The 23,547-nt window shown below is 67.9% G+C and carries 21 protein-coding genes and 1 tRNA gene; 9 read left to right on the forward strand and 13 right to left on the reverse strand.

The genetic code is table 11. The features are described from left to right. Positions 1-78: 78 nt before the first annotated feature. Positions 79-534, forward strand: coding sequence for an Rrf2 family transcriptional regulator (locus ACM0PB_RS03125; protein WP_164229322.1), 456 nt, complete (start codon positions 79-81; stop codon positions 532-534). Further along, positions 524-1,429 carry an NAD(P)/FAD-dependent oxidoreductase gene (locus ACM0PB_RS03130; protein WP_065177852.1) on the forward strand — a complete coding sequence of 302 codons (906 nt, stop codon included), beginning with the start codon at positions 524-526 and terminating at the stop codon, positions 1,427-1,429. Before ACM0PB_RS03125 ends, ACM0PB_RS03130 begins: the two co-directional genes overlap by 11 nt. Before the next feature lie 109 nt (positions 1,430-1,538). Here ACM0PB_RS03130 and ACM0PB_RS03135 read toward each other — a convergent pair whose 3' ends face one another. The 4 genes from ACM0PB_RS03135 to ACM0PB_RS03150 all read right to left on the reverse strand — a co-directional run bounded on the left by ACM0PB_RS03135 (position 1,539) and on the right by ACM0PB_RS03150 (position 6,007). Beyond that, on the reverse strand, positions 1,539-2,759 hold the full coding sequence (locus ACM0PB_RS03135) for an RtcB family protein (RefSeq protein ID WP_139727983.1): 1,221 nt from the start codon (positions 2,757-2,759) through the stop codon (positions 1,539-1,541). 56 nt (positions 2,760-2,815) lie between these two features. Then, positions 2,816-3,940 (reverse strand): slipin family protein, encoded by a 1,125-nt coding sequence (locus tag ACM0PB_RS03140; RefSeq protein WP_164229320.1) that lies wholly within the window; start codon positions 3,938-3,940, stop codon positions 2,816-2,818. Between the two features lie 357 nt (positions 3,941-4,297). Beyond that, positions 4,298-4,368, reverse strand: a tRNA-Gln gene (locus ACM0PB_RS03145). Positions 4,369-5,050: 682 nt separating this feature from the next. Next, positions 5,051-6,007, reverse strand: coding sequence for an aldo/keto reductase (locus tag ACM0PB_RS03150; RefSeq protein ID WP_065185891.1), 957 nt, complete (start codon positions 6,005-6,007; stop codon positions 5,051-5,053). 169 nt (positions 6,008-6,176) lie between these two features. On the opposite strand from ACM0PB_RS03150, the gene ACM0PB_RS03155 reads away from it, so the two are divergent. Both ACM0PB_RS03155 and ACM0PB_RS03160 read left to right on the forward strand, forming a co-directional pair. Beyond that, the gene (locus ACM0PB_RS03155; RefSeq protein WP_414604310.1) at positions 6,177-7,034 is read left to right on the forward strand and encodes a class I SAM-dependent methyltransferase; all 858 of its coding nucleotides are present in this window, start codon (positions 6,177-6,179) and stop codon (positions 7,032-7,034) included. Positions 7,035-7,275: 241 nt separating this feature from the next. Then, positions 7,276-7,815, forward strand: coding sequence for a pseudouridine synthase (locus tag ACM0PB_RS03160; RefSeq protein ID WP_065177857.1), 540 nt, complete (start codon positions 7,276-7,278; stop codon positions 7,813-7,815). 94 nt (positions 7,816-7,909) lie between these two features. Here ACM0PB_RS03160 and ACM0PB_RS03165 read toward each other — a convergent pair whose 3' ends face one another. Next, complete coding sequence (locus ACM0PB_RS03165) at positions 7,910-8,284, reverse strand: hypothetical protein (protein WP_005420251.1); 375 nt, start codon at positions 8,282-8,284, stop codon at positions 7,910-7,912. Between the two features lie 208 nt (positions 8,285-8,492). Then, positions 8,493-10,997 (reverse strand): ATP-dependent helicase HrpB, encoded by a 2,505-nt coding sequence (hrpB, locus tag ACM0PB_RS03170; protein WP_065185889.1) that lies wholly within the window; start codon positions 10,995-10,997, stop codon positions 8,493-8,495. A 67-nt stretch (positions 10,998-11,064) separates the two neighbouring features. Here hrpB and ACM0PB_RS03175 point away from each other — a divergent pair, with 67 nt between their 5' ends. Next, complete coding sequence (locus tag ACM0PB_RS03175) at positions 11,065-11,862, forward strand: TatD family hydrolase (protein ID WP_005420232.1); 798 nt, start codon at positions 11,065-11,067, stop codon at positions 11,860-11,862. Positions 11,863-11,918: 56 nt separating this feature from the next. Here the strand turns inward: ACM0PB_RS03175 and ACM0PB_RS03180 are convergent, their stop codons facing one another. The 4 genes from ACM0PB_RS03180 to ACM0PB_RS03195 all read right to left on the reverse strand — a co-directional run bounded on the left by ACM0PB_RS03180 (position 11,919) and on the right by ACM0PB_RS03195 (position 15,654). Then, complete coding sequence (locus ACM0PB_RS03180; RefSeq protein ID WP_065177860.1) at positions 11,919-12,803, reverse strand: NAD-dependent epimerase/dehydratase family protein; 885 nt, start codon at positions 12,801-12,803, stop codon at positions 11,919-11,921. Next, positions 12,800-13,738 carry a 2-dehydropantoate 2-reductase gene (gene panE, locus ACM0PB_RS03185; RefSeq protein WP_065177861.1) on the reverse strand — a complete coding sequence of 313 codons (939 nt, stop codon included), beginning with the start codon at positions 13,736-13,738 and terminating at the stop codon, positions 12,800-12,802. Before panE ends, ACM0PB_RS03180 begins: the two co-directional genes overlap by 4 nt. Before the next feature lie 159 nt (positions 13,739-13,897). Then, a complete protein-coding gene (locus ACM0PB_RS03190; RefSeq protein WP_005420226.1) occupies positions 13,898-14,689 on the reverse strand; it encodes an ABC transporter permease in 792 nt (263 codons plus the stop codon). Next, the gene (locus tag ACM0PB_RS03195; protein WP_005420224.1) at positions 14,686-15,654 is read right to left on the reverse strand and encodes an ABC transporter ATP-binding protein; all 969 of its coding nucleotides are present in this window, start codon (positions 15,652-15,654) and stop codon (positions 14,686-14,688) included. The genes ACM0PB_RS03190 and ACM0PB_RS03195 overlap by 4 nt, the downstream gene beginning before the upstream one ends. Positions 15,655-15,738: 84 nt before the next feature. On the opposite strand from ACM0PB_RS03195, the gene ACM0PB_RS03200 reads away from it, so the two are divergent. Beyond that, complete coding sequence (locus ACM0PB_RS03200; protein ID WP_414604312.1) at positions 15,739-16,488, forward strand: ferredoxin--NADP reductase; 750 nt, start codon at positions 15,739-15,741, stop codon at positions 16,486-16,488. 77 nt (positions 16,489-16,565) lie between these two features. Here the strand turns inward: ACM0PB_RS03200 and ACM0PB_RS03205 are convergent, their stop codons facing one another. The 3 genes from ACM0PB_RS03205 to ACM0PB_RS03215 all read right to left on the reverse strand — a co-directional run bounded on the left by ACM0PB_RS03205 (position 16,566) and on the right by ACM0PB_RS03215 (position 19,796). Further along, positions 16,566-17,732, reverse strand: a complete 1,167-nt coding sequence (locus ACM0PB_RS03205) for a lytic polysaccharide monooxygenase (RefSeq protein WP_065177863.1) — start codon at positions 17,730-17,732, stop codon at positions 16,566-16,568. 175 nt (positions 17,733-17,907) lie between these two features. Beyond that, positions 17,908-19,077 carry a lytic polysaccharide monooxygenase gene (locus tag ACM0PB_RS03210; protein ID WP_065185885.1) on the reverse strand — a complete coding sequence of 390 codons (1,170 nt, stop codon included), beginning with the start codon at positions 19,075-19,077 and terminating at the stop codon, positions 17,908-17,910. A gap of 233 nt (positions 19,078-19,310) precedes the next feature. Then, entirely contained in the window at positions 19,311-19,796 is a 486-nt protein-coding gene (locus tag ACM0PB_RS03215) for a DUF1203 domain-containing protein (RefSeq protein WP_005420217.1), read from the reverse strand. A gap of 296 nt (positions 19,797-20,092) precedes the next feature. On the opposite strand from ACM0PB_RS03215, the gene ACM0PB_RS03220 reads away from it, so the two are divergent. From ACM0PB_RS03220 to ACM0PB_RS03230, 3 genes are read left to right on the forward strand one after another with little or no spacing between them, the layout of a single operon-like run. Beyond that, positions 20,093-21,619, forward strand: coding sequence for an alpha/beta hydrolase (locus tag ACM0PB_RS03220; protein ID WP_164229314.1), 1,527 nt, complete (start codon positions 20,093-20,095; stop codon positions 21,617-21,619). Then, positions 21,616-22,362, forward strand: a complete 747-nt coding sequence (locus ACM0PB_RS03225) for an ABC transporter ATP-binding protein (RefSeq protein ID WP_053496785.1) — start codon at positions 21,616-21,618, stop codon at positions 22,360-22,362. Before ACM0PB_RS03220 ends, ACM0PB_RS03225 begins: the two co-directional genes overlap by 4 nt. Next, on the forward strand, positions 22,359-23,543 hold the full coding sequence (locus ACM0PB_RS03230) for an ABC transporter permease (protein WP_069138817.1): 1,185 nt from the start codon (positions 22,359-22,361) through the stop codon (positions 23,541-23,543). The genes ACM0PB_RS03225 and ACM0PB_RS03230 overlap by 4 nt, the downstream gene beginning before the upstream one ends. The last annotated feature ends 4 nt before the right edge of the window (positions 23,544-23,547 follow it).

A 23,547-nucleotide genomic window follows, 5' to 3' on the forward strand; every position in this document is an offset into this window, starting at 1 on the left:
GTTTCATAGGACAAATGTGTCCGTATGGAACGAATGTGGACCCTGGACAGGGGATATAAATGTAACTATCGTAGTTACATGAAGACCGCGAACCCGCTCTCCGACGCCCTGCACGTGATGGCGCATCTGGTCGGCCAGGACGGCCCGCGCACCTCCGAGCAGCTGGCGTCCTGCCTGCCGACCCATCCGGTGGTGATCCGCCGTCTGCTGGCGCAGCTGCACAGGGCGGGCCTGGTTCGCAGCGCCCGTGGCCATGGCGGTGGCAGCCACCTGGCCCGTGATGCTGCAACGATCACCCTGCATGACATCTATCTGGCTGTGGGCGCACCACCGCTGGTGCAGGTCGGCGCCCGCGATTCCGGCGGCGGCTGCCCGATCCAGCAGCTGGTCAACAGCGCTTTGCTGGAGGGTGCACGCGAAGCACAGCGCCTGCTCGAACAGCGCCTGCGGGCGACCACACTGGACAAGCTCGGCGCCGACTTCGCCCGCCACCTCGCCCATCACCGCCCCCTGGAAGGTCACCATGAATCCTGATGTGCTCATCGTCGGCGGCAGTTATGCCGGCATTGCTGCGGGCCTGATCCTGGCCCGTGCCCGCCGCCCGGTCACCGTCATCGACGCCGGTTTGCCGCGCAATCGTTTCGCCAGCCATTCGCACGGGGTGCTGGGGCTGGATGGCATCAGCGGTGCCGAGCTGCTGAAGGCCGCGCGCCAGCAGCTGCTGGACTACCCCAGCGTGCGCTGGGTGCATGCCGAGGCCGTGCAGGCCACCGCCGGCGCAGAGGGTGTGGAAGTGCGAACCGCCGATGGGCAGGTGCTCGCCGCGCGCAAGCTGCTGCTGGCAAGCGGTATCGCCGACCAGCTGCCGGAGCTGCCCGGGCTGGCCGAGCGCTGGGGCAGCACCGTGCTCCACTGCCCCTATTGCCACGGTTACGAAGTGGGCGGTGGCGCCATCGGGCTGCTTGGTGGGCATCCGATGTCCGCCGGCAAGGCGCCGCTGTTTGCCGACTGGGGCAATGTCACCTTCTTCAGCCAGGGCCTGCCGATCACCGATGAGGAACGGGCTGCCATGCAGCAGCGTGGCGTGCGGATCGAGACGTCGCCGGTGCTGGGCGTGCAGGGCGACCAGCCGACCTGGCTGGAAGTGGAGCTGGCCGATGGCCGCCGCATCGCCCAGCGTGCGCTGTTCGTGCCGGCCACCCAGGCGATGGCCACGCCGCTGGTGCAGCAGCTCGGCTGCGTGCTGGCCGAGAGCCCGTTGGGCGTGCTGATCGAGGTCGATGCGATGAAGCAGACCTCGGTGCCGAACGTGTATGCCGCAGGCGATGCGACCACGGTCGGCAACATCACGTTGGCCGCTGCCGAGGGCGTGCGGGCAGGTATCGGCGTGCACCACGCGCTGGTGGCCGAGGACAGCAGCGCGCGCTGAACGTTGCACAGGTAGAGGCCGACCTTGGTCGGCGCCGTTCCATCCACGCATGGCGTGGATCTACTGCAATTGGGTGCGGTGGGTGCCGGCCTTGGCCGGCACCGCTCCATTACCCCTTCACGCACAACACCTGGCGCAGCGTGTGCACCACGTCGACCAGGTCCAGCTGCGCGGCCATCACATCGTCGATCGACTTGTACGCGGCCGGTGACTCGTCCAGCACGCCGCTGTCCTTGCGGCATTCCACATGCGCGGTGGCCTCGCGATGCTGGGCCAGCGTGATCTGCTGGCGCGCGGCGCCACGGCTCATCACCCGGCCGGCACCGTGGCTGCAGCTGTGGAAGCTGTCCGCGTTGCCCTTGCCACGCACGATGTAACTGCGCGTGCCCATGCTGCCGGGAATGATGCCCAGCTCACCCTCGCGGGCACTGACGGCCCCCTTGCGCGTCACCAGCAGCTCCTGTCCGTGGTGCGTTTCCTTCTGCACGTAGTTGTGGTGGCAGTTCACTGCCATCGCCGCCAGCTGGAACTTCGGCAGCCGGTGGCGCATCTCGGCCAGCACGCGCGACATCATCGCCTCGCGGTTCTGCCGGGCGTAGTCCTGTGCCCACGACACGGCTTCGACGTAGTCATCGAACAGCGGCTCGCCTTCCATGAAGAACGCCAGGTCCTTGTCCGGCAGGTGGAAGCCCAGCACGCGCCGGGCCAGTTCCTCGCGCGCCTTCTCGATGAAGTAGGTACCGATCAGGTTGCCGGTACCGCGCGACCCGCTGTGCAGCATCACCCACACCGTATCCGTCTCGTCCAGGCACAGTTCGATGAAGTGGTTGCCGCCACCCAGCGTACCGAGCTGGCGGTCGAGCTTGTCGGTGCGGATCCTGCGGTGCCTGTCCTTGATCTTCTCCAGGCCGACGGCCAGCCCGGACTGCACCAGCCGGGTGTGGATGCTGTCGGGCATGCGCTGATGCTCGCCGCCGCGCCCGTTGCCGACCGGGATGCTGCGCTCGATGCTGTTGCGCAGCTGCCGCAGGTCATCGGGCAGGTCGTTGGCGCGCAGCGTGGTGCGCACGGCCGCCATGCCGCAGCCGATGTCGACGCCGACCGCCGCCGGGATGATTGCACCGCGGGTCGGGATCACCGAGCCGACGGTCGCGCCCTTGCCCAGGTGCACGTCCGGCATCACCGCCACCCACGGCCCGACGAACGGGATCGCGGCGATGTTGCGCAGCTGCTCATGCGCCTGCGCCTCCAGTGGCACGCCGTTGACCCAGCCTTTGATCGGCGTGCTGCCCTCGGCATGCAGCCATTGATAATTGTATTGAGTGTCCATGTCTTCGTGTATGTCCTTGATGGGCCGGCGGCGCGTCCCTGCGCCACCGCGAGCCCCTACCTGATCGTCACCAGCTGCTTCAGCACGCCGTCCAGGCCGCCGAACACGGTGAGCGTGTCGATCTTCTCGGTGACCTTCTCCAGCGCCTCCAGCTCCTTCAGGCGCATCAACACCGGGTTGTCCTCGATCAGCTTTGCGGTGTTGAGCTGCGAACGGGTGGCATTGGCCTCCTCGCGGCGGCGGATCACGCTGGCCTGGGCCTGCTTCTCGGCCAGCACCACGCCGTTGAGAATCTCCTTCATCTCGCCCGGCAGGATCACGTCCTTGATGCCCACGCCAAGCAGACGTACACCGTGGCCCTCGATCGCGGCCTGCACATGGGCGGCGATCTCACCGTCCAGTGCCGCCTTGTCACCCAGCAGCTCGTCCAGGCTGCGCGCGGCAATCGCCTGGCGCAGGCCGAACTGCAGCTGACGATAGATGAACTCATCAGCATTGCTGAGCGAGCGGTGTGCGCGCACCGGGTCGACCACCTGCACGGTCGCGGCCAGGTTCACCCGCAGGGTCACCTTGTCGCGGCTGAGCAGCTCCTGGCCGGACACGTCCAGCGACCGCGCACGCAGCTCCACACGCTCCACCGACACGTTGCCGTTGAAGTTCCAGAACGCGTGCAGGCCGGCGTCCAGCGTCTGCCGCAGCGTGCCATCGATGAACAGCAGGCCCACCGACTCGCTCGGCACGGTGCTGATCACCGCCACACGCGGCAGCACGCCCAGCTGGCCCAGCCGCTGCTGCACGTCCGCCGGGACGCGCGGCTCGTCACCCAGTGCCATCACGCGCACCTGGGTGTCGACAGAACCGCGCCAGTACAGGCGGCGGCTGCCCGGCGGAAGCACTTCATCGATGCGGCCATTGCGCAGCAACAGGCCAACTTCGCTGGCGCCGACGTTGGCCAGCACGAAGTGCGTGTCCAACCGCGCGCCCAGTGCCTCGATCAGGCTGTCCTGGTCGCTGCCGGTGTAGGCCGCGCCCTTCGATGCGGTGTGGATGTCCACCTGCGGGCGGCCGCCGAACAGCGACAGGCGGTGCACGCCCGGCAGCAGGATCTGCTGGAAACGACGGTTGCGATACACCAGGCCGCGCTCGCCGTCGCCGATCACGACCTTGATGGTCCAGAACATGGGAGTCTCTCCTTGTATGGCTTTGGTGGTTCGACCCGTTGCGGATGAATCGCCATGACCCGGGTCGATCGGGTCGTGGCGGGGCCGCCTGCACACCACGTGCAGGCAGCGGAAGAGGGCGGCCATCGGCGGACGGTCCGCGCGCGGAGCCTTCGGTGCACCGGCAGTGCTGCCATCGTCGTTCCCGGCAGGCAGCACCGGGGCGGAACGTGGCTGGCAGTGACAGCGGGCCGAGGCCCGGCGTGCGGTCCGTTGCCTTCCACGCCCCCGCCCGAAGGCAGTGACCGTGGACGGCGACGATGGCCGCTGGGGCTTGCGCCCCAGGTGTTGCTTCAAGTCATGACGTGACAGGTCATGTGGTTGGAGTGGGAGTCGAACCCACGACAGACGGAATCAGGATCCGTTGCTCTACCCGACTGAGCTATCCAGTGGTGAACCGCGCGGAATCGAACCGCGTACCGGCGAACCGGCGCCTGCCTCCAGCAGGCGATCCAGGCGATGGCATGTCCGCGACCTCCGGCATACGCCACGGCAACGCCGCGCGCACCAGCCCGTGGTTGAAACGGGACCGTTGGTAGTCGAGGGTGCAGGCCACCGACATTATCGGCGAGCGATAATGTTTGGGTGCGATGCAGATAATGTCCAGGCGTTGCCGTGCACGCGGAGAAAATCCTCCGGCGCGGCAGAAAAACCTGGATCAGTGAGCGGCGGGTCGCCGCGCGGGGTGCAGTTCTGGCATCGCGGGTCCTTGTGCCGACGCAAACGAAAACGCCCCCGGGACTTGCGTTCCGAGGGCGTCGTCAGGCCTCGGAGATCGGGGTGGCCGATCTCCGCAGGGCGGGCATCAGGCCGTTGTCAGCTGGTCTTCCTTGCCGAACGCGCGCGCCGGCCGGTCCATGCGCAGGCATGGCAGCAGTTTGGCGATGGCGACGGAATGCGCGTTCAAGGGAAGTTTCCAGTGGGTGTTGAAACGAGGTGCGCACGATAAACCACGATTTAGTCGCGCGCAACCATTTTGTTCAATTATTTCCTTCTTTACCGCGCGATGCCGGCCAGCGATCGGCACTACCTGACTGTGTCATGCCGGCCAGCGGCCGGCACAACCGGGTCTCATGATTCGGCGCTGGCGGCATCCAGCTGCGCGACATCCTGCACGCTCAGCGATACGTTGGCTGCGGCCAGCAGGTCGTGCAGCTGTTCGACGCTGGTGGCGCTGACGATCGGCGCGGTGATCGACGGCCGCGCGATCTGCCAGGCCAGTGCGATCTGCGCAGCGCTGGCGCTGTGCTTGCTGGCTACGTCATCCAGCGCCTGCAGGATGCGCAGGCCGCGCGGGTTCAGATAGCGCTTCACCACCGTCTCGCCACGCGCCGGGCTCTTGGCGGCATCGGCCGGCGTGCGGTACTTGCCGCTGAGGAAGCCACTGGCCAGCGCGTAGTAGCCGATCACACCGATCTGCTCGCGCTGCACCAGCGGTTCCAGTTCCTTTTCGTAGCCGGCGCGGTCGTACAGGTTGTACTCCGGCTGCAGGGTTTCGTAACGCGGCAACTTGTAGTCGGTGGACACCTTCAGCGCATCGGCCAGGCGCGTGGCGCTGTAGTTGGAAGCACCGATCGCACGCACCTTGCCGGCCTCGATCAGGCGGCCGAACGCGGCCAGCGTGGCTTCCAGCGGCGTCGACTCGTCATCCTCGTGGGCCTGGTACAGATCGATCACGTCGGTCTGCAGCCGGCGCAGCGAATCCTCGACCGCCGCATTGATGTTGTCCGGGGTCAGGCCGGGGCGTTCGGCCCACTTGGCCACCTTGGTTGCCAGCACCACCTTGTCGCGCTTGCCGCTGCGGGCAAACCACTTGCCGATCAGCGTCTCCGATTCGCCGCCGACATTGCCCGGCACCCAGGCCGAGTAAACGTCGGCGGTGTCGACCAGGTTGAAGCCGGCATCGACGAAGGCATCGAGCAGGGCGAAGCTGGCCTTCTCATCGGCGCTCCAGCCGAACACGTTGCCACCGAAGGCGAGCGGACGTACATGCAGGCCGGAACGGCCCAGTTCGCGGGTTGCCGTCATGGGCACGGACTCCTTGGGGGAAGTGTTCCAGAATAGAACGCGATGTGTGACCGTGCTGCGGCGACGACCACAAAACAGTGTTCCGCGACGCGCTCGCCGCTAACGTTTTGTGAACACCTGGGACGCTGCGACTGCTAGTCTCGCCGCATCTTCCGCTGGAGTCGTCCCGATGATGCCTGCTTCGTCCCTGCGTGGTTGCCGCCTGCTGCTCGCTTCGGCCCTGCTTGCTGCTGTTCCCGCGTTCGCCGCACCGGCCACGGTGGCACCGGCGAAGATCGAGGTCTTGCCGGCCATCGACGCGGCGGTGAAGGCGCCCACCCGCGATGCCAACAACGTCAAGCGCGATGGCTTCCGCCATCCGGCGCAGACGCTGTCGTTCTTCAAGGTGGCACCGGAAAAGACCGTCATCGAGATCACCCCCGGCAACGGCTGGTACTCGGAGATCCTGGCGCCGCTGCTGAATGACAAGGGCCACTATGTGGCTGCCGTGGTCGATCCGATGGCGGTGCCCGAGGGTCGCGGCCGCGACTACCAGCAGCGCAGCCGCGACAGCCTGGAAAAGAAGTACGCCGGTGCACCCGCGCAGTTCGGCAGGACCGCCGTCGTCGCCTACGATCCGGCCAAGCCGGTGTTCGGCCCGGCCAATTCAGCCGACGTGGTGCTGACCTTCCGCAACGTGCACAACTGGCGCAAGGCCGGCCAGGCGCAGGGCATGTTCCAGGGCTTCTTCAACGTGCTCAAGCCGGGTGGCGTGCTGGGTGTGGTCGAGCATCGCGCCAAGGCCGACGTGGCCGACGACGATGACACCGGCTATGTCGGCCAGCAGCAGGTGATCGCAATGGCCGAGGCCGCCGGCTTCAGGCTGGACGCGCGCAGCGAGGTCAACGCCAACCCGCGCGACACCAAGGACCACCCCAATGGCGTGTGGACGCTGCCGCCGACCAACCAGCACGACAAGGCCGATGATGCGAAGTACCAGGCGATCGGTGAAAGCGACCGCATGACCCTGCGCTTCATCAAGCCGTAAGCCGGGGCGCCGTATTGCCAGCGCGGATTGCCCTGTAGAGCCGAGCCGATGCTCGGCTCATCGCGCGCAGCGCGACGGAGCACAACAGCAGCCGAGCGTGGGCAATGCCGGCCGTCCTGACCGGCACCCTTCGGATCGTCGCATGCGACGTTGGCAGCGGCTCCTGCCGCTGCCTCCGGTTCTACAGTCGCCTGGCGCGAGGCGTGGGACAATGCCTTACCCGCCGCCCGCCGTGCCTGCAATGCTGATCGCCTTCAACAAGCCCTTCAACGTGCTCTGCCAGTTCACCGACCGCAGCGTGCCGCCGCGGCCGACCCTGGCCGGGTTCGGCCTGCCGCCGCGCGTGTATGCCGCCGGCCGCCTGGACCATGACAGCGAGGGCCTGCTGCTGCTGACCGACAACGGCACGCTGGCGCACAAGCTCACCGACCCCAGGCACAAGGCCGACAAGACCTACTGGGTGCAGGTGGAAGGCACGCCCGGTGACGAGCAGCTGCAACAGCTGCGCGATGGCGTTGTGCTCAACGATGGACCGACCCTGCCGGCGAAGATCGAGCGCCTCGACCCGGCGCCGACGCTGTGGACGCGCGATCCGCCGGTACGTTTCCGCAAGACCGTGCCGGACAGCTGGCTGGCGATCACGGTTCGCGAGGGCCGCAACCGCCAGGTGCGGCGGATGACTGCAGCGGTGAACCTGCCGACGTTGCGACTGGTGCGGGTGTCGATGGGACCGTACCGGCTGGAGGACCTGCAGCCCGGGCAGTGGCGGCAGATTGGTTGACACAGAAAGGGCCGGAGGCCTTGCGGCGTCCGGCCCTCATGCAGTGCCTTGCGGTCAGAGCCCTTCCCGCGGAAGGGGTCCGACCCTGGCAAATTCACGCGTCGCTGCCGATATCGCTGTGCTCGTCCACGACGGTGTCGTTGCGGCGGTCACGCGCGCTGATGCGCTGCGCCTGCCCATTCACCACGTGGCCATTGGCGGCCTTCTTCTTCTGCTGCTTGCGGTACAGCGCATAGCCGAGCAGGCCAACACCCACCGCAGCAGCGGCCACGGCCACAGCCGGATTGCGGCGCACGAACTTGGTCGCGGCCTTGCCGCCGGTCTTCACTGCGCCGATGGCGGCGCCGGTCTTGATCCAGTCCGCATTGCGCAGGCTGCCACCGGCGCTCTTCAGGCCATCGCCGGCGGTGTGGGCCAGCTCCAGGGCGCGCTCCAGGGCGCGGTCGGTGATTACGGTCAGCTTGCTCATGCGGGGGTCCTTTGCCTCGGGTCGAAGTCCAGTGTCGCGCGTTGCCCGTAAACGGTATGTCAGCCGGTGACGCACGTGGTGTGACTCTACCGCAGCCATTCAGGATCAGGCAGGGTGGGGCGGATCCCTTTCTTTGGGAAAGGGCTCTGACCCCGGCGCGGTGTATGGGGTCAGAGCCCATTGCGATGCAATGGATCCGACCCCGCCCTCAGGTTCCGCGCGGCTTTGCCCGGTGCGTGGCCGTGGCTGTCCACGGATCATCCGGCCATGGATGGCGCGGGTAACGGCCCTTCATTTCCTTTTTCACTTCGGCGTAGGTGTTTTCCCAGAAGCTGCGCAGGTCCTGGGTGACCTGAAGCGGGCGGCCGCCGGGGGAGAGCAGGTGCAGGGTCAGCGGCACGCGGCCATCGGCGATGCGCGGCGTGTCGGCCAGGCCGAACAGTTCCTGCAGTTTCACCGCCAGCACCGGCTGCAGCGGATCACCACTCTCGCTGTCCAACGCGTAGGTGATCGGCCGCTCCAGCCCGGACGGCACGGTGATGCGGGTCGGCGCATTACGCTCGACCAGCTGCCGTTGTGACCATTCCAGCGGCGACTTCAGTGCCTCGCCGAAACTGGCCTCATCCAGCGCGTCCAGGCGGCTCTTGCCGGCGAACGCGGGTTGCAGCCACTGCGTGAGGTTGGCCAGCAGGGCCGCGTCGCTGCAGTCGGGCAGGTCCAGCTCCGGCATCCAGCGCCGCAGTGACTCGACGCGCGCCTGCCACTGGCGCAGGCCCTCGGTCCACGGCAGCGCCTGCAGACCGAGTTCGGCTACCGCGCCGGTCAGTGCCTGCGCGGCGTGCTGCGGATCGACTCGGCCGGCCGAGCGGCTGTCCAGCACGATGCGGTCGAAACGCGTCTCGCGCAGTGCCACCAGGGCGCGTCGCTCGCTGTCCCAGCGCACTACGTCTTCGGTGACGAAGCGATCCGGCCACGCCTTGCGCAGCCGATCCTCGTCCACCGGTGCGGCACGCAGCAGCAGTGCATCGCGCGCCTCGAAGCGCAGTTCGCTGGCCACCAGCCACGGCTCACCGCGCAGGTCGCTCAGCTCGTGCAGGCGCGCGCTGCGGCCATTGGCCAGCAGGTAGCGCAGAGGATCGCTGGGATGCTGGAAGCCAATTCGATCGGGAAAGGCATGAGCGAGCAGGTCGCCCAGCTCATGGGCCTCGATGCTGGCCGGCGGCGTGGCTTCGCAGCGCAGGCGGCGACGCCACTGCTTGGCGGCGGCATCGATCGCGGCCAGCCCGCTGCGGTTGGCATCGCCCGGTGTGCGGCCATTGCGGAACGCGGCCAGTGCGCGCCAGCGGGCCGCCAGCGCGTCGCCGCCCTGGCGCAACGGGTCGCGCGCCTCCAGCAGCGCGGCCAGGTCGGCAGCCAGCGCCTGGGCGCGGGCATCGGGCGCTGCCAGCAGCATCGCCGCCATCCGTGGATGCGTGCCCAGCGCCAGCACACGCCGGCCCAGTTCGGTGATCGCGCCACTGCTGGACAGGGCGCCGAGCCGCTGCAGCAGTTCGCGCGCCGCACCCATCGGACCCGCCGGGGGCGGATCGAGGAAGCGCAGATCGCTGCTGCCCCAGGCCGCCAGTTCCAGTGCCAGTCCGGCCAGTTCCACCTGGTCGATCTCGGCGCGGCGCTGCGGTTCCAGCCGCTGCGACTGTGGCCACAGCCGCCAGGCCACGCCTTCGGCGACGCGCCCGGCACGGCCCGCGCGCTGGTCGGCCGATGCCTGCGCGATGGCCACCACGTCCAGCCGGGTGAAGCCACTGTTGGGGTCGTAGCGCGGTTCGCGTGCCTGGCCGCTGTCGATCACCACGCGCACGCCGGGCAACGTCACCGACGACTCGGCGACGTTGGTCGCCAGCACCACGCGCCGGCGGCCATCGCTGGCCACCTGAAGTACGCGCGCCTGTTGTTCCACGGGCAGTTCACCGTGCAGCGCCAGGACCTCGACATCGCCATTGAGCGATTCCTGCAGGCCCGCCTGCACCCGCGCGATCTCGCGCTGGCCGGGCAGGAACACCAGCAGGTCACCGGGGTGCTCGGCCAGGGCCTGCTGCACCGCGCGGCGCACCTGCAGTTCCAGCGCCTCATCGCGGCGCGCCGGGAAATGGCTGATCGCCACCGGGTAGCTGCGGCCCTCGCTGCTCAGCCGCGGCGCATCGAGAAAGCGTGCCAGCCGCTCGCCGTCCAGCGTGGCCGACATCACCACCAGGCGCAGGTCATCGCGCAGCTGCGCCTGCACATCCAGCGCCAGCGCCAGGCCGAGGTCGCCGCTGAGATGGCGCTCGTGGAATTCGTCGAACAGGATCGCACCGACCTCTTCCAGCATCGGGTCGTCCTGCAGCATGCGGGTCAGGATGCCTTCGGTGACGACCTCGATGCGCGTGCGCGCCGAAACCTTGTTTTCGAAGCGGATGCGGTAGCCGACCGTGCCACCGACCTCCTCGCCCAGCTGCCGCGCCATGAACAGCGCGGCGCTGCGGGCGGCGACCCGCCGTGGTTCCAGCAGGATGATCTTGCGGCCCTGCAGCCACGGTGCGTCGAGCAGTGCCAGTGGCACCTGGGTGGTCTTGCCGGCACCGGGCGGGGCCTCCAGCACCAGTCGCTGCTGCGCGGCCAGGTGTTGCTGGATCTGCGGCAGCAGCGGGGAAATCGGGAAGAGCGGGGCGGTCATGTGCAAAGGATAAGGGGGCACGGCGGGCGCAGGTACAATGCGCGGGCACTTTTCCCCCGCGATGACCATGCACCTGATCGATATCGGCGCCAACCTGACCCACGACTCCTTCGACCGCGACCGCGATGCCGTGCTGGACCGCGCGCGCCAGGCCGGCGTGGTGCAGATGGTCATCACCGGTGCCAGCCGCGAGCACTCGCCACTGGCCCTGCAGTTGGCCCAGCAGCACCCCGGCTTCCTGTACGCCACCGCCGGCGTGCACCCGCACCACGCGGTGGAATACACCGAGGAATGCGATGCCGAGATGCGCGCGCTGCACGCGCATCCGGAAGTGGTGGCGGTGGGGGAGTGCGGGCTGGACTACTTCCGTGACTTCTCGCCGCGCCCGGCGCAGCACCGTGCGTTCGAGCGCCAGCTGCAGCTGGCCGCGGACAACGGCAAGCCGCTGTTCCTGCACCAGCGCGACGCGCACGCCGATTTCATGGCACAGATGAAGAACTTCGAAGGCCGCATCGGCCCGGCGGTGGTGCATTGCTTCACCGGCGAACGCGATGAGCTGTTCGATTACCTGGACCAGGACTGGTACATCGGCATCACCGGTTGGCTGTGCGACGAACGCCGTGGCGCGCACCTGCGCGAACTGGTGAAGAACATCCCGGCCAACCGCCTGATGATCGAGACCGACGCGCCGTACCTGCTGCCGCGCACGCTGAAGCCGATGCCGAAGGACCGGCGCAACGAGCCGATGTTCCTGTCGCACATCGTGGAAGAGCTGGCACGTGACCGTGGCGAGGACGTTGCGGTGACCGCGGCCAATGCCACGGCCGCCGCCCGCGCGTTCTTCCGCCTGCCCGACGCGGGTTGATGGTAGTGCCGGCCGCTGGCCGGCAGCACATCTTGATTGCCGGCCGGCGGCCGGCACTACCGGAGCAGGTCGCGCAGGCCCTCACGGTAGCTGGGGAACCTCGGCTCCCAGCCCAATGCTTCACGCGTGCCCCGGCTGTCGATGCGCTTGTTGCTTTCGTAGAAGCGCCGCAGCGTCGGGCTCAGTGCCGGGTCATCCCAGGCCACGGCGGGCGGCAGCGCAAACCCGCCCAGCTTCGCGGCGAAGGCCAGCACATCCTGCGGCGGTGCAGGCTCGTCGTCGCTGGGCAGGTAGAGACCCTGCCGGGCCGGTCGCCGCATTGCGGCGATGATGACGGTTGCCAGGTCATCCACGTGCAGTCGGTTGAACACCTGGCCCGGGCGAACCACGTGGCGCGCACGCCCCTGCGCCAACTGCACCAGCGCATTGCGACCCGGCCCGTACAGGCCGGGCAGGCGGAACACCGCCGAGGCGATGCTGCGTTGTCCGGCCAGTGCACGCCACTGTGCTTCCGCGAGCAGGCGCTGCACACCAGCCGCTTCAGTGGCGTCGGCCGCGCTGCGCTCGTCGATCCAACCGCCGGCGCGGTCGGCATACACCGAGGTCGACGACAGATAGCCGACCCAGCGCAATGCCGGGCTGGCCTGCAGCGCGGGCAGCAGCAGGCGCAGTGCCGGGTCGCCCTCCGCGTCGGGCGGCACGCTGCACAGCACGGCATCGGCCTGCGCGATCTCTTCGAGCAGGGCAGGTGACGGTGCGGTGTCAGCTCGAAGCGGGTGTCGCAGCAGGCCATCGTGCGGTGCCGCAGACGGGTCGCGCACCGTGCCGGCCACGCCTACGCCGTGCGCCTGCAGCTGCGCGGCCAGCACGCGTCCGCTCCAGCCCAGCCCGAGAATCAGTACCCGCGCGGGCAATGGGCTGGCCTGCAAGGCGGGACTCACGCGACCCGCAGTGCCTGGTAGGCCTGCAGGCTGCTGTAGGCAACCTGCAGCAGCAGGGCTTCCTGATCAGCCCTGCGCGCACGCACCAGCATGTCGCCAACAATCTGTTCGGCCTCCACCTGCTGGCCGGCCTCCAGATCACGCAGCATCGAGGCCTTCAACGCCGAGCCGGCCTGGGTCAGCGTGCCGCGCGCAGTGTCCTTCGCTGCCTCCGGAACCGGTTCACCGGCGGCTTCGGCGACGGCCAGGCACTCGTCGTAAAGGCCACGTACGATCGCCTCGCCATCATCGGTGGCGACGATGGTGCCGATATCCGCACGCAGCAGGCAGGTGGCTGCGGCCAGCGCGGTCAGGAAGGTGTACTTGATCCACTGTTCCTGGCCGATGCGCTCGCTGGCCAGGTGATCAAGGTTGGCCTTCGCGCAGACCGTAGCGAAGGCGCGCACGCGCGCGGAGATCGCGCCGCCGTCGCGCTCGCCGAAGGTGAGCTTGGCCGGCTTGCCCAGATGCAGCACCGCGCCATCGGGCGCCTTGGTGGCGCTGATGAAGCACAGGCCGCCGAGCACCGCGTCGCGGCCAAAGCGCAGGTCCAGTGCGTTGTAGTGGTGCAGGCCGTTGAGGATCGGCAGCACGGTGGTGTTCGCGCCGACTGCCGGGGCGATGGCATCGATCGAACTGTCCAGGTCGTAGGCCTTGCAGCTGAGGATGACCAGGTCGAAGGGCTTCTGCGCGGCCAGTGCGGGCAGTGCATCAGCCGTGACGTGCTGAACCGGGAAACGCGCATCACCCAGTGGGCTGCGGATGACCAGGCCATCATGGTCCAGCTGCGCGGCGCGCGCGGGGCGCACGAGGAAGGTCACGTCCACGCCGGCCTGGGCCAGGCGGCCACCGAAGTAACCGCCGGTACCGCCGGCGCCGAGGATCAGGATGCGCATTGCACGTTCACCGTTTTCTGGGGGGAATCAGAACTGCGATTGTGCCGGAGATTGCAGGCAAAAAAGAGCCGAGCATAGGCTCGGCTCTACAGACTGCTGCATCCACGCATGGCGTGGATCTGGTGTTGCCGGCCAGCGGCCGGCACTACCACGCAGGTCTCAGCTGCGCATACCCACGCCACGGCGCAGCAGCCACAGGGCCAGCGCCGTCAGCACCACCACGAAACCGATCATCAGGCCGTAGGCCACCGGCAGCGGCACATCGCTGCTGCCCAGCAGGCCATAGCGGAACGCGTTGACCATGTAGAAGATCGGGTTCGCGTGCGTGGCCGCTTCGGCCCAGCCCGGCAGCAGCTTCACCGAATAGAACACGCCACCCAGGTAGGTCAGCGGGGTCAGGATGAAGGTCGGCACGATCGCCACGTCATCGAACTTCTTCGCATACACCGCATTGATGAATCCGGCCAGCGAGAAGATCGTCGCGCCGAGGATCACCGTGGTCAGCATCACGATCGGATGCGGGATTCGCACCGGGGTGAAGAACATCGCGATGATCAGCACGATCACGCCGACCATCAGGCCGCGCAGCACGGCACCGGCCACGTAGCCCCACAGGATCACCCAGTTCGGCATCGGGCTGACCAGCAGTTCTTCGACGTGGCGGCCGAACTTGGCACCGAAGAACGAGGAACTGATGTTGCCGTAGCTGTTCTGGATCACGCTCATCATCACCAGGCCCGGCACGATGAACTGCATGTAGGTGTAGCCGCCCATGTCACCCACGCGCGACCCGATCAGGTTGCCGAAGATGAGGAAGTACAGGGTCATGGTGATCGCCGGCGGCACCAGGGTCTGGCCCCAGATGCGCATGATGCGGGCGACTTCGCGGCGCACGATGGTCATCAGCGCGATGCGGTTGCGCTGGCCGTCGGTCAGCTCGGTGGTGCTCATGCAGGCTTCTCCATGTTGCCGGTGAGGCGCACGAACAGCTCCTCCAGGCGGTTGCTCTTGGTACGCATCGAACGCACGCGGATGCCGGACTCGTTCAGCGTAGCGAACACGCGGTTGAGGTCCATCGCGCGTGGCATGTCGATGTCCAGCGTGTGCGGGTCCGGCGCGGTCAGCGTCGCGCCCTCGATCACCGGCAGCTGCGCCGGCAGGTCACCGTCGATGTCCAGCAGGAAGCCTTCCACGTCCAGCTTGGCCAGCAGGGTGCGCATCGGCCCCTGCTCGACGATCTGGCCATGGTTGATGATCGCCAGGTGGCGGCACAGGTACTCGGCTTCTTCCAGGTAGTGCGTGGTGAGGATGATCGTGGTGCCGGCAGCGTTGATCTCCTTCAGCACGCGCCACATGTCGCGGCGGATCTCGATGTCCACGCCGGCGGTCGGCTCATCCAGGATCAGCAGGCGCGGGCGGGTCATCATCGCGCGAGCGATCATCAGCCGGCGCTTCATGCCGCCGGACAGCGTGCGGCTCATCACCTGCGCCTTTTCCCACAGGTGCGCGCGCTTCAGCTCTTCCTCGGCGCGCTGCTCGGCTTCCTCGCGCGGCACGCCGTAGAACCCGGCGTAGTTCACCAGGATGTCGAAGGGCTTTTCGAACAGGTTGAAATTGATCTCCTGCGGCACCAGCCCGATCAGGCGCATGGTGGCGCTGCGGTTGCGCACCAGGTCGCTGCCGAACACCTCCACCTGGCCCTCGCTGAGGTTGACCAGGGAGCTGATGATGCCGATCAGGGTCGACTTGCCCGCCCCGTTGGGGCCGAGCAGGGCGAAGAAGTCGCCCGGGGCCACTTCCAGGGAAACGCCCTTCAGGGCCTGGGTGCCGTTGTCATAAGTCTTGCGCAGGTCGCGCACGCGCAGGGCGGGCGCCGTATCGTTCTGGGATGCCAAGCTCGAAGCCTTCGCGCCCATGGGCTGGCGCTGGAGAGGGGCGGGGAGGGGCTATTATAGAAGACCCCGAGGGCTTGCCCCGGCTACACACTGTCCCGAAAAGTCGTGCCTGTTCAATTCCCCCTCAAGCTGGTCGGCTGCCGCATGCTGGCCCCGACCGTCGGCCACTACCAGTTCGTGCGTGACGATGGGCAGCCGCTGGATTTCCAGCCCGGCCAGTTCATCCAGGTCCATTTCAGCTACGCCGACGCCACCGAAACCAAGCGCAGCTACTCGCTGGCGACCATCCACGACCATGCGCTGGGCCCGGGCGAGGCGGTGGACATCGCGGTCAGTTTCGTGCCCGGTGGCGCCGCCACGGCCCTGTTCGAGGCGCTGGAGCAGGGCAGCCAGATCAGTGCGTCCGGCCCCTATGGCCGGTTCTGCCTGAATCCCGGTGACCACAACGCCCGTTACCTGCTGATCGCCACCGGTACCGGCGTTACCCCCTACCGCTCGATGCTGCCGCTGCTGGAGAAGGCCATAGCCGAACGCGGCGTGCAGATCGTGCTGCTGCAGGGCGCGCGCAGTCCGGGCGAGCTGCTGTACAGCGAAGATTTCTACAGCTTCGCCGAAAAGCACGCGAACTTCCGCTATGTTCCGTGCCTGTCGCGCGAACTGCCGGCCGAACCGCACCCGGATGTACAGCACGGCTACGTGCAGCAGGCGCTGGCCGGTTTCACGCCGGACCCGGCCACCGACATCGCCTACCTGTGCGGCAACCCGGACATGGTCGATGCCTGCGCCGAGCTGCTGAAGGCGGCCGGCCTGGGCAACCCGCAGATCCGCCGCGAGAAGTACGTCAGCAGCAAGTAGGCCCGGGTGGTGCCGGCCGTTGGCCGGCACCCCCCCGCAAACCGGAGGCGGCACCACGCCGCCCCCGGTGCCCGGCCTCAGTACGCGATCCAGGCATCACGCCAGGCAAAGCCGGTGCCCGGGCGATAGGCATCGGCGTTGATGTTGCACCACGCACCTTCCGGGAACGGACGGCAGGCGTACAGCTTGCCGTCGGTGCCCTTCACCACGGTCTCGCCAGGCTTGTAGCTGCCGAGGCCGGCCGGATACACGAAGTCGAAATCGCCACCCGGCGGATCGACCGGATCAACCGGGCCCGGAATCTGGGTTTCCAGTTCAAAGCGGTTGCCTGGCTTCAGGTAGACGCGGTTCTCGGTGGCGGACGCCACCGGCGTGATCACGCCGTTCTTCATCACGCCGACGCGGGCGTGCTGGGCACTGCCGTTGACCTTGCGGGCCAGCGCCATCGGCCACTGTGCCGGAGCGGTCTGGCCAGCAGCCAGGGTGATTTCCGGGCGCTCCAGATCGTTGCCGTTGGCATTGAACACGCGCAGGGTCAGCGTGGTGCCTGCCTCCAGCGCACCGCGGGCGGTGACCGGGCCGGCATCCTGCCACTGCGGCGGCGGAATCACGCCATTGCCGCCTTCGAATCGCACGTCCATGCAGGTGTAGAACGCTTCACCCGAATCCGAACGCTGCCAGGTGTTGTAGATGATGTGCTGGCCACTGCGCTTGGGCAGCGGGCAATCCAGCTTGTAGGTCTTGCCATCCACCGGCACGTTGCCCAGGGTGCAGAACTCCTGCAGGTCGGCCCAGCGCAGCGGGCTGCCCGGCTGCCAGCCCTCACGGGTGACATAGAACTTCCACTCGCGGGTGGCATGCGGGGCCGGGGCATAGAATTCGAAGGTGTAGCGGCCACGCGCGTCGGCGCGGATCGGCGTGGTCGGCCAGTCCGTGCGGTTCAGGTCGAGCCCGCGGTACTTGGGAATGCTGGCACTGCACAGCTCGCCGTCGCGCACCAGTTCACGATGGTTGCCATTGGCATTGCCGTGCGCAATCGCGCTCCAGTCGTAGAACGGCTGCGCGCCGCCAATGGCCTTGGCGGCGGCGCAGGCCGGGTTGGTCGGGTTTTCCGGATTGCCCTCGTGGCACTGCTTCACGCGGCTGAGCGGCTTGGTCATGGTGCCGTGGGCGAAGGCGCTGCCAGACAGGGCGAGGCCGGCAACGACGGACAGTGCGAGGACTGCCCGGTGGGACAGGTGCATGCAGAGACTCCTTTGCGAGGTGTGGGAAACCTCATGGAGTCTTCACATGCAGACGCGCCGTCAACATCGGACAAGTTTGAATTTGATGGCTGTCGTGCCTGATCTGCAGCGCCCTGCTCAAAACACTGCGGCCCAGGCAGAAGGCGGCGCGATGCGCACCGCCTTCTACAACGGGTCAGTAGGGCACCCAAGCATCGCGCCATGCACTGCCCACACCGGGGCGATATGCCTCGGCATTGACGTTGCACCACGCCCCTTCCGGGAACGGGCGGCAGGCGTACAGCTTGCCGTCGGGGCCCTTTACCACGGTCTGGCCCGGGACGTAACTGCCAATGCCTGCGGGGTACACGTGGTCGAAATCACCGCCCGGCGACGGCGTGCCCGCGTCGGGCACCCGGGTGTCGAGCTGGAAGCGGTTGCCGTCCTTCAGGTACACACGGTTGTCGGTGGCCGAGGCCGCCGGTGTGATCACGCCGTTGCTGAGCACGCCCACGCGTGCGTGCTGCGCACTGGCATTGACCGTGCGTGCCAGCACCAGCGGCCACTGTGCGGCGGCAGTCTGGCCGCTGGCCAGCGTGGCTTCCACGCGTTCGACATCATTGCCGTTGGCATTGAACACGCGCAGCGCCAACGTGGTGCCGACCGGCAGCTCGCCGCGCGCGGTGACCGGGCCGGCATCCTGCCACTGCGTTGCCGGTGCCGTTCCGCCGCCGCCCTGGAAACGCACATCCATGCAGGTATAGAACGCCTCGGTCGAATCCGAGCGCTGCCAAGTGTTGTAGATCACATGCTGGCCGGTGCGCTGCGGCAACGTGCATTGCAGCTTGTAGGTGCCATCGGCCGACAGCGGTGTATTGCCCAGGGTGCAGAACTCCTGCAGGTCGGCCCAGCGCAGCGGGCTGCCCGGCTGCCAGCCTTCGCGGGTGACGAAGAAGCGCCAGTCACGGGTGGCGTGCGGCGCGGTCGCCTTGAACACGAAGGTGAACCTGCCATTGGCATCGGGCTGGATCGGCGTGGTCTGCCAGTCACTGCGGTTCACGTCCAGGCCGCGGAAGGTCGGGTTGTTGCCGCTGCACAGCTTGCCGTCGGGCACCACGGCCTGGTGGTTGCCGTTGGCATTGGCCTGGTTGATGCCGTTCCAGTCGTAGAACGCCTGCGAACCGCCGATGGCCTTGGCGGCGGCACAGGCCGGGTTGGTCGGGTTCTCGGGGTTGCCCTGGAAACAGGCGTAGACGCGGCTGACCGGCGTGGTCATGGTGCCGTGGGCGAACGCGTTGCCGGCCAGGGACAGGCCCGCAGCCACGAACGAGGTAGCCAGCAGCAGCGGTGTGGATCGGAATGACATGGCGCATCCTTGTGGTCGTCGAAAGGGAACGGTGACCGCAGGCGCTGCGCTGCGCAGTGGACTTCCGGCGGCACCACGGCGAGTATCGAGTCGCGATGCAGGCGACGGAACCATCGCAGTGTCGATCCGTGACTGCGCATGTGAAGCCCTTCCCGCAGGCTTCACGCAGGGCTGAACGGATGCGCTGGACGTCACGTGACCGGCGTGGCATCGATCACGTCATGGGGATCACGCTACGCAGTCACGGTACCCACCCGATCTGCCTGGCACGAGAAACAGCCATGCGCCGCGTTGTGCAGCTGGACGAACGCCACCGACGGGTCGGCAAACAGTGCATCCAGGTGGTCGGCCACCTCGGTGCCCGCACAGACCTGGGCACCGCACATCAGCGCGGCGTGGTCATAGGCACGCATCGATATCATCCGGCGCTGCACATACGGGGGCACCTCGCCTGGCGGCAGGACGCAACGGGTCACGCCGCGCTGCACGAAGATCGGGCCGGCGGCGCGATACGGTGAATGCAGCGGCAGGTGGACGTGGGACAGCAGGAGCAGCTCGCTGCCAGGCGCGGGATCGCTCAGGCTGATCCGGCAGGGATGGCCGCCGTTGGCGCCGGCCCAGCGACGCTGGATGCCGAGCGCGGCGAGCGCGCTGTCACTCATCTCGAACAGGTGCAGGAAGGGGCGATGGTCGATGCCACCGAGGTACCACGTGTGCATGAGCGTCTCCTGGGTCTGCGGCGGATTCTGCGCGTGCGCCGGCGGCCGTGCTCGCCGTTTTCAGACCCCGCATCGCCGCCGGGCCGGTGCACTGGCCCACGGGGCGCTGCGGGCCGCCGCCGATGCCGCCCTGTGCCGGCCAAGGCCGAGAGGCGGGACCGCCTGGTCTGCGCGCCGTTGGCTGCGGATTCGTCATTGCCCATCGCCGTCGGCGCGCTGCCCGTGTAAGTTGGGTCACATCTTCCGCGGCAGCCCGTCGTGGTCGACAGGAACGTCCTCCAGGGGAAACGAGCACGATGCAAAGACACCACCTCGCGCTGGCCGGGATGCTGGCCAGCCTGATGCTTGCCGGGTGCAGCCAGCCGCCGCCGGCCGACGCCGGAAGCGCCAGCGATGCACCCAGCCGCCGCTTCGGCACGATCGACTTCCAGCCCTGCACACTGTCCACCGAAGGTGCCAGCGCCAACGTGGAGGCGCAGTGCGCCACCCTGCAGGTGCCGGAGGACCGGGCCCAGCCTGACGGTCGCTGGATCGGCCTGCGTGTCGCCTGGCTGGAATCGGGCAGCAGCGGCGCCAGCCAGCCCGACCCGGTGTTCTTCCTGGCCGGCGGCCCTGGCCAAGCGGCCAGCGAGGTGGCGGTCATCGTCGATACTGCACTGCGCCAGGTGCGCAAGCAGCGCGACGTGTTCCTGATCGACCAGCGCGGCACCGGCGGCTCCAACCCGCTCAGCTGCCTGGGCGCGGACGGCAAGCCGCTGCAGGTGGACGAGGATGCCGCGCCTTCCGAGGCATCGCTGCGCGATTACGCCCAGCGCTGCGCCGCATCGCTGCAGGGGCGTGCCGATGCGCGCTTCTACACCACCACCGAGGCGATCGCCGATCTGGATGCGGTGCGTGCGGCGCTCGGTGTGGACCAGCTCAACCTGGTTGGCGGCTCCTACGGTACCCGCGTGGCCCAGCGCTATGCCGGGGCCTATCGGCAGCACACCCGCAGCATCGTCATCGATGGCGTGGTACCGAACGAGCTGGTGGTCGGTGGCGACTTCGCGACCACCTTCGAGGATGCGATCGCCCTGCAGTCGGCGCAGTGCCGCAAGGATGCTGCGTGCAGCAAGCGTTTCCCGACCGATACCCGCGCGCAGCTGCGCAGCGTGGTCGACACCCTGCGCCGTGCACCGGTCTCGGTCGAGTATCGCGACCCGGGTACCAACGCACCCCGGCAGGATGTCCTGACCCCGGACAGCGTGGTCGGCCTTGCCTTCGCCTTCTCCTACGTGCCGCAGTATTCCTCGCTGCTGCCACTGGTGCTGGATGAAGCCGCACACGGGCGCTATGCCCCGTTGGCATCGCTGGCGCGCGGCGCGAACCGCAGCATGGATTTCCAGATCAACCGCGGCATGCAGTGGTCGGTGATCTGCAGCGAGGATGCGCCGCGCTACCACGCGCCGGCCGAGGATCCCGAGCGGCTGTTCGGCAACGAAGTGGCCAGTGCGTTCTTCGCGGCCTGCCCGGTGTGGCCGCACCGTCCGGCGCCGGCAACCGATGCCGTGCCGCTGCGCAGCGACGTGCCGGCACTGCTGCTGTCTGGTGAGCTGGACCCGGTGACGCCGCCGCGTTACGCCGCACAGGTGCTCAAGGGCCTGCCCAACGGCCGTGCGCTGGTCGCCCGTGGCCAGGGCCATGGCACGTTGACCGCCGGCTGCATGCCGCGGCTGCTCGGCCAGTTCATCGACAAGACCGATGCCAAGGCGCTGGATGCCGGCTGCCTGGATACGCTGAGCTACGTGCCGGCGTTCACCTCGTTCAACGGATGGGAACCATGATCGTCGCCGACAACCTGCACAAGGCCTTCGATACCCGCACGGGCCGCATCCAGGCGGTCGCCAACGTCGGCTTCCGCGCCGGGGATGGGCAGATCACCGGCCTGCTCGGCCCCAATGGTGCCGGCAAGACCACCACCATGCGCATGCTGTACACACTGATGACGCCCGACCAGGGCAGCATCACTGTCGACGGCATCGATGCGGCGCGCAATCCGGTGGAGGTACGTCGCCACCTCGGCGTGCTGCCCGATGCGCGTGGCGTCTACAAGCGCCTGACCGCGCGCGAGAACATCGCCTACTTCGGCGAACTGCATGGCCTGTCTGCCGAGCGCATCCGCGAACGCATCGAGGTGCTGTCGCACGCGCTGGACATGGGGGACATCCTCGACCGGCAGACCGATGGTTTCTCGCAGGGCCAGCGCACCAAGACCGCGATTGCCCGCGCGCTGGTGCACGACCCGCGCAACGTCATCCTCGACGAACCGACCAACGGCCTGGATGTGATGACCACGCGCGCGCTGCGCCGCTTCCTGCTGGGCCTGCGCGAAGAGGGGCGCTGCGTGATCCTGTCCAGCCACATCATGCAGGAGGTGGGCGCGTTGTGTGACCACATCGTGATCATCGCCAAGGGCACGGTGATGGCTGCCGGCAGCGCCGACGAGCTGCGTGCGCAGGCCGGCGAAGCCAATCTTGAGGACGCGTTCGTGAAACTGATCGGCAGCGAAGAGGGCCTGCACGCATGAGCATGATGTCGACCCTGATGACGGTGATGCGCAAGGAACTGCGCGACCTGTCGCGTGACCGCCGCACGCTGCTGCTGACCCTGCTGTTCGGGCCGCTGCTGTACCCGGTGCTGCTGCTGGGCATGGGCAAGCTGGCCGAGAGCCGGGTACGCACCCAGATCGAAGAGCCGTTGCAGATCCCGACCATCGGCGCCGGGAACGCGCCGAACCTGGTGCGCTTCCTCGCCGCACAGGGCCTCAATGCCGCACCGGCACCGAAGGACCTGGCCGAGGCCATCCGCACCCAGGACATCGATGTGGCGCTGCGCATCAGCGATGATTTCGGCAAGGACTGGGCCGAGGGCAAGCCGGCGCTGGTGGAGGTGATCAAGGACAGCACGCGGCGCGCGGCTGAAGTACCCAGTGCGCGCCTGGAGGCGGCGCTGGCCACCTACAACGGCCAGGTCGGTGCACTGCGCCTGATGGCGCGCGGCATCGATGCACAGGTGGCCCGCCCGCTGGACGTGGCACGCCAGGACCTGGCCAGTGCCGAGGCCAAGCGCGGCATGATCCTGTCGATGCTGCTGCCGGTACTGCTGACGCTGACCTCGTTCATCGGTGGCGCCTACCTGGTGATGGACGCCACCGCCGGCGAGCGCGAGCGGCAGTCGCTGGAGCCGCTGCTGGCCACGCCGGGCTCGCGCAGCGCGATCGTCAGCGGCAAGATCGCCGCCGCCTGCGTGGTCGGTTTCGTGTCGCTGCTGCTGACCCTGGTCGCGTTCAAGGTGAGCGCGCAGATCGCACCCGGCAACATTGGCCGCCAGTTCAACATGAACGTCGGCTCGATGCTGCAGATGCTGCTGGTGATGTTGCCGATGCTGCTGATCGGCACCTCGCTGCTGACCTTCCTGTCGGCCGCAGCCAAGAGCATGAAGGAAGCGCAAAGCCACATGACCTGGCTGATGCTGCTGCCGATGCTGCCTGGCTATGCACTGGTAGCCTATCCACTGAAGAGCGAGCTGTGGCAGTACGCCGTGCCGTTCCTGTCGCAGAACCAGATGCTGCTGAAGGTGATCCGCCACGAGATCATCACCCCGGCGGTCTGGGCGATCTACCTCGGCGCCAGCCTCGGCCTCGCCGCCGTGCTGTGGTTCGCCGCCGTGCGCCGCTACCACAACGAGCGCCTGGCGATCTCTGGCTGACCAA

Source organism: Stenotrophomonas sp. AR029 (assembly GCF_047520695.2).
GTDB lineage: Bacteria > Pseudomonadota > Gammaproteobacteria > Xanthomonadales > Xanthomonadaceae > Stenotrophomonas > Stenotrophomonas sepilia.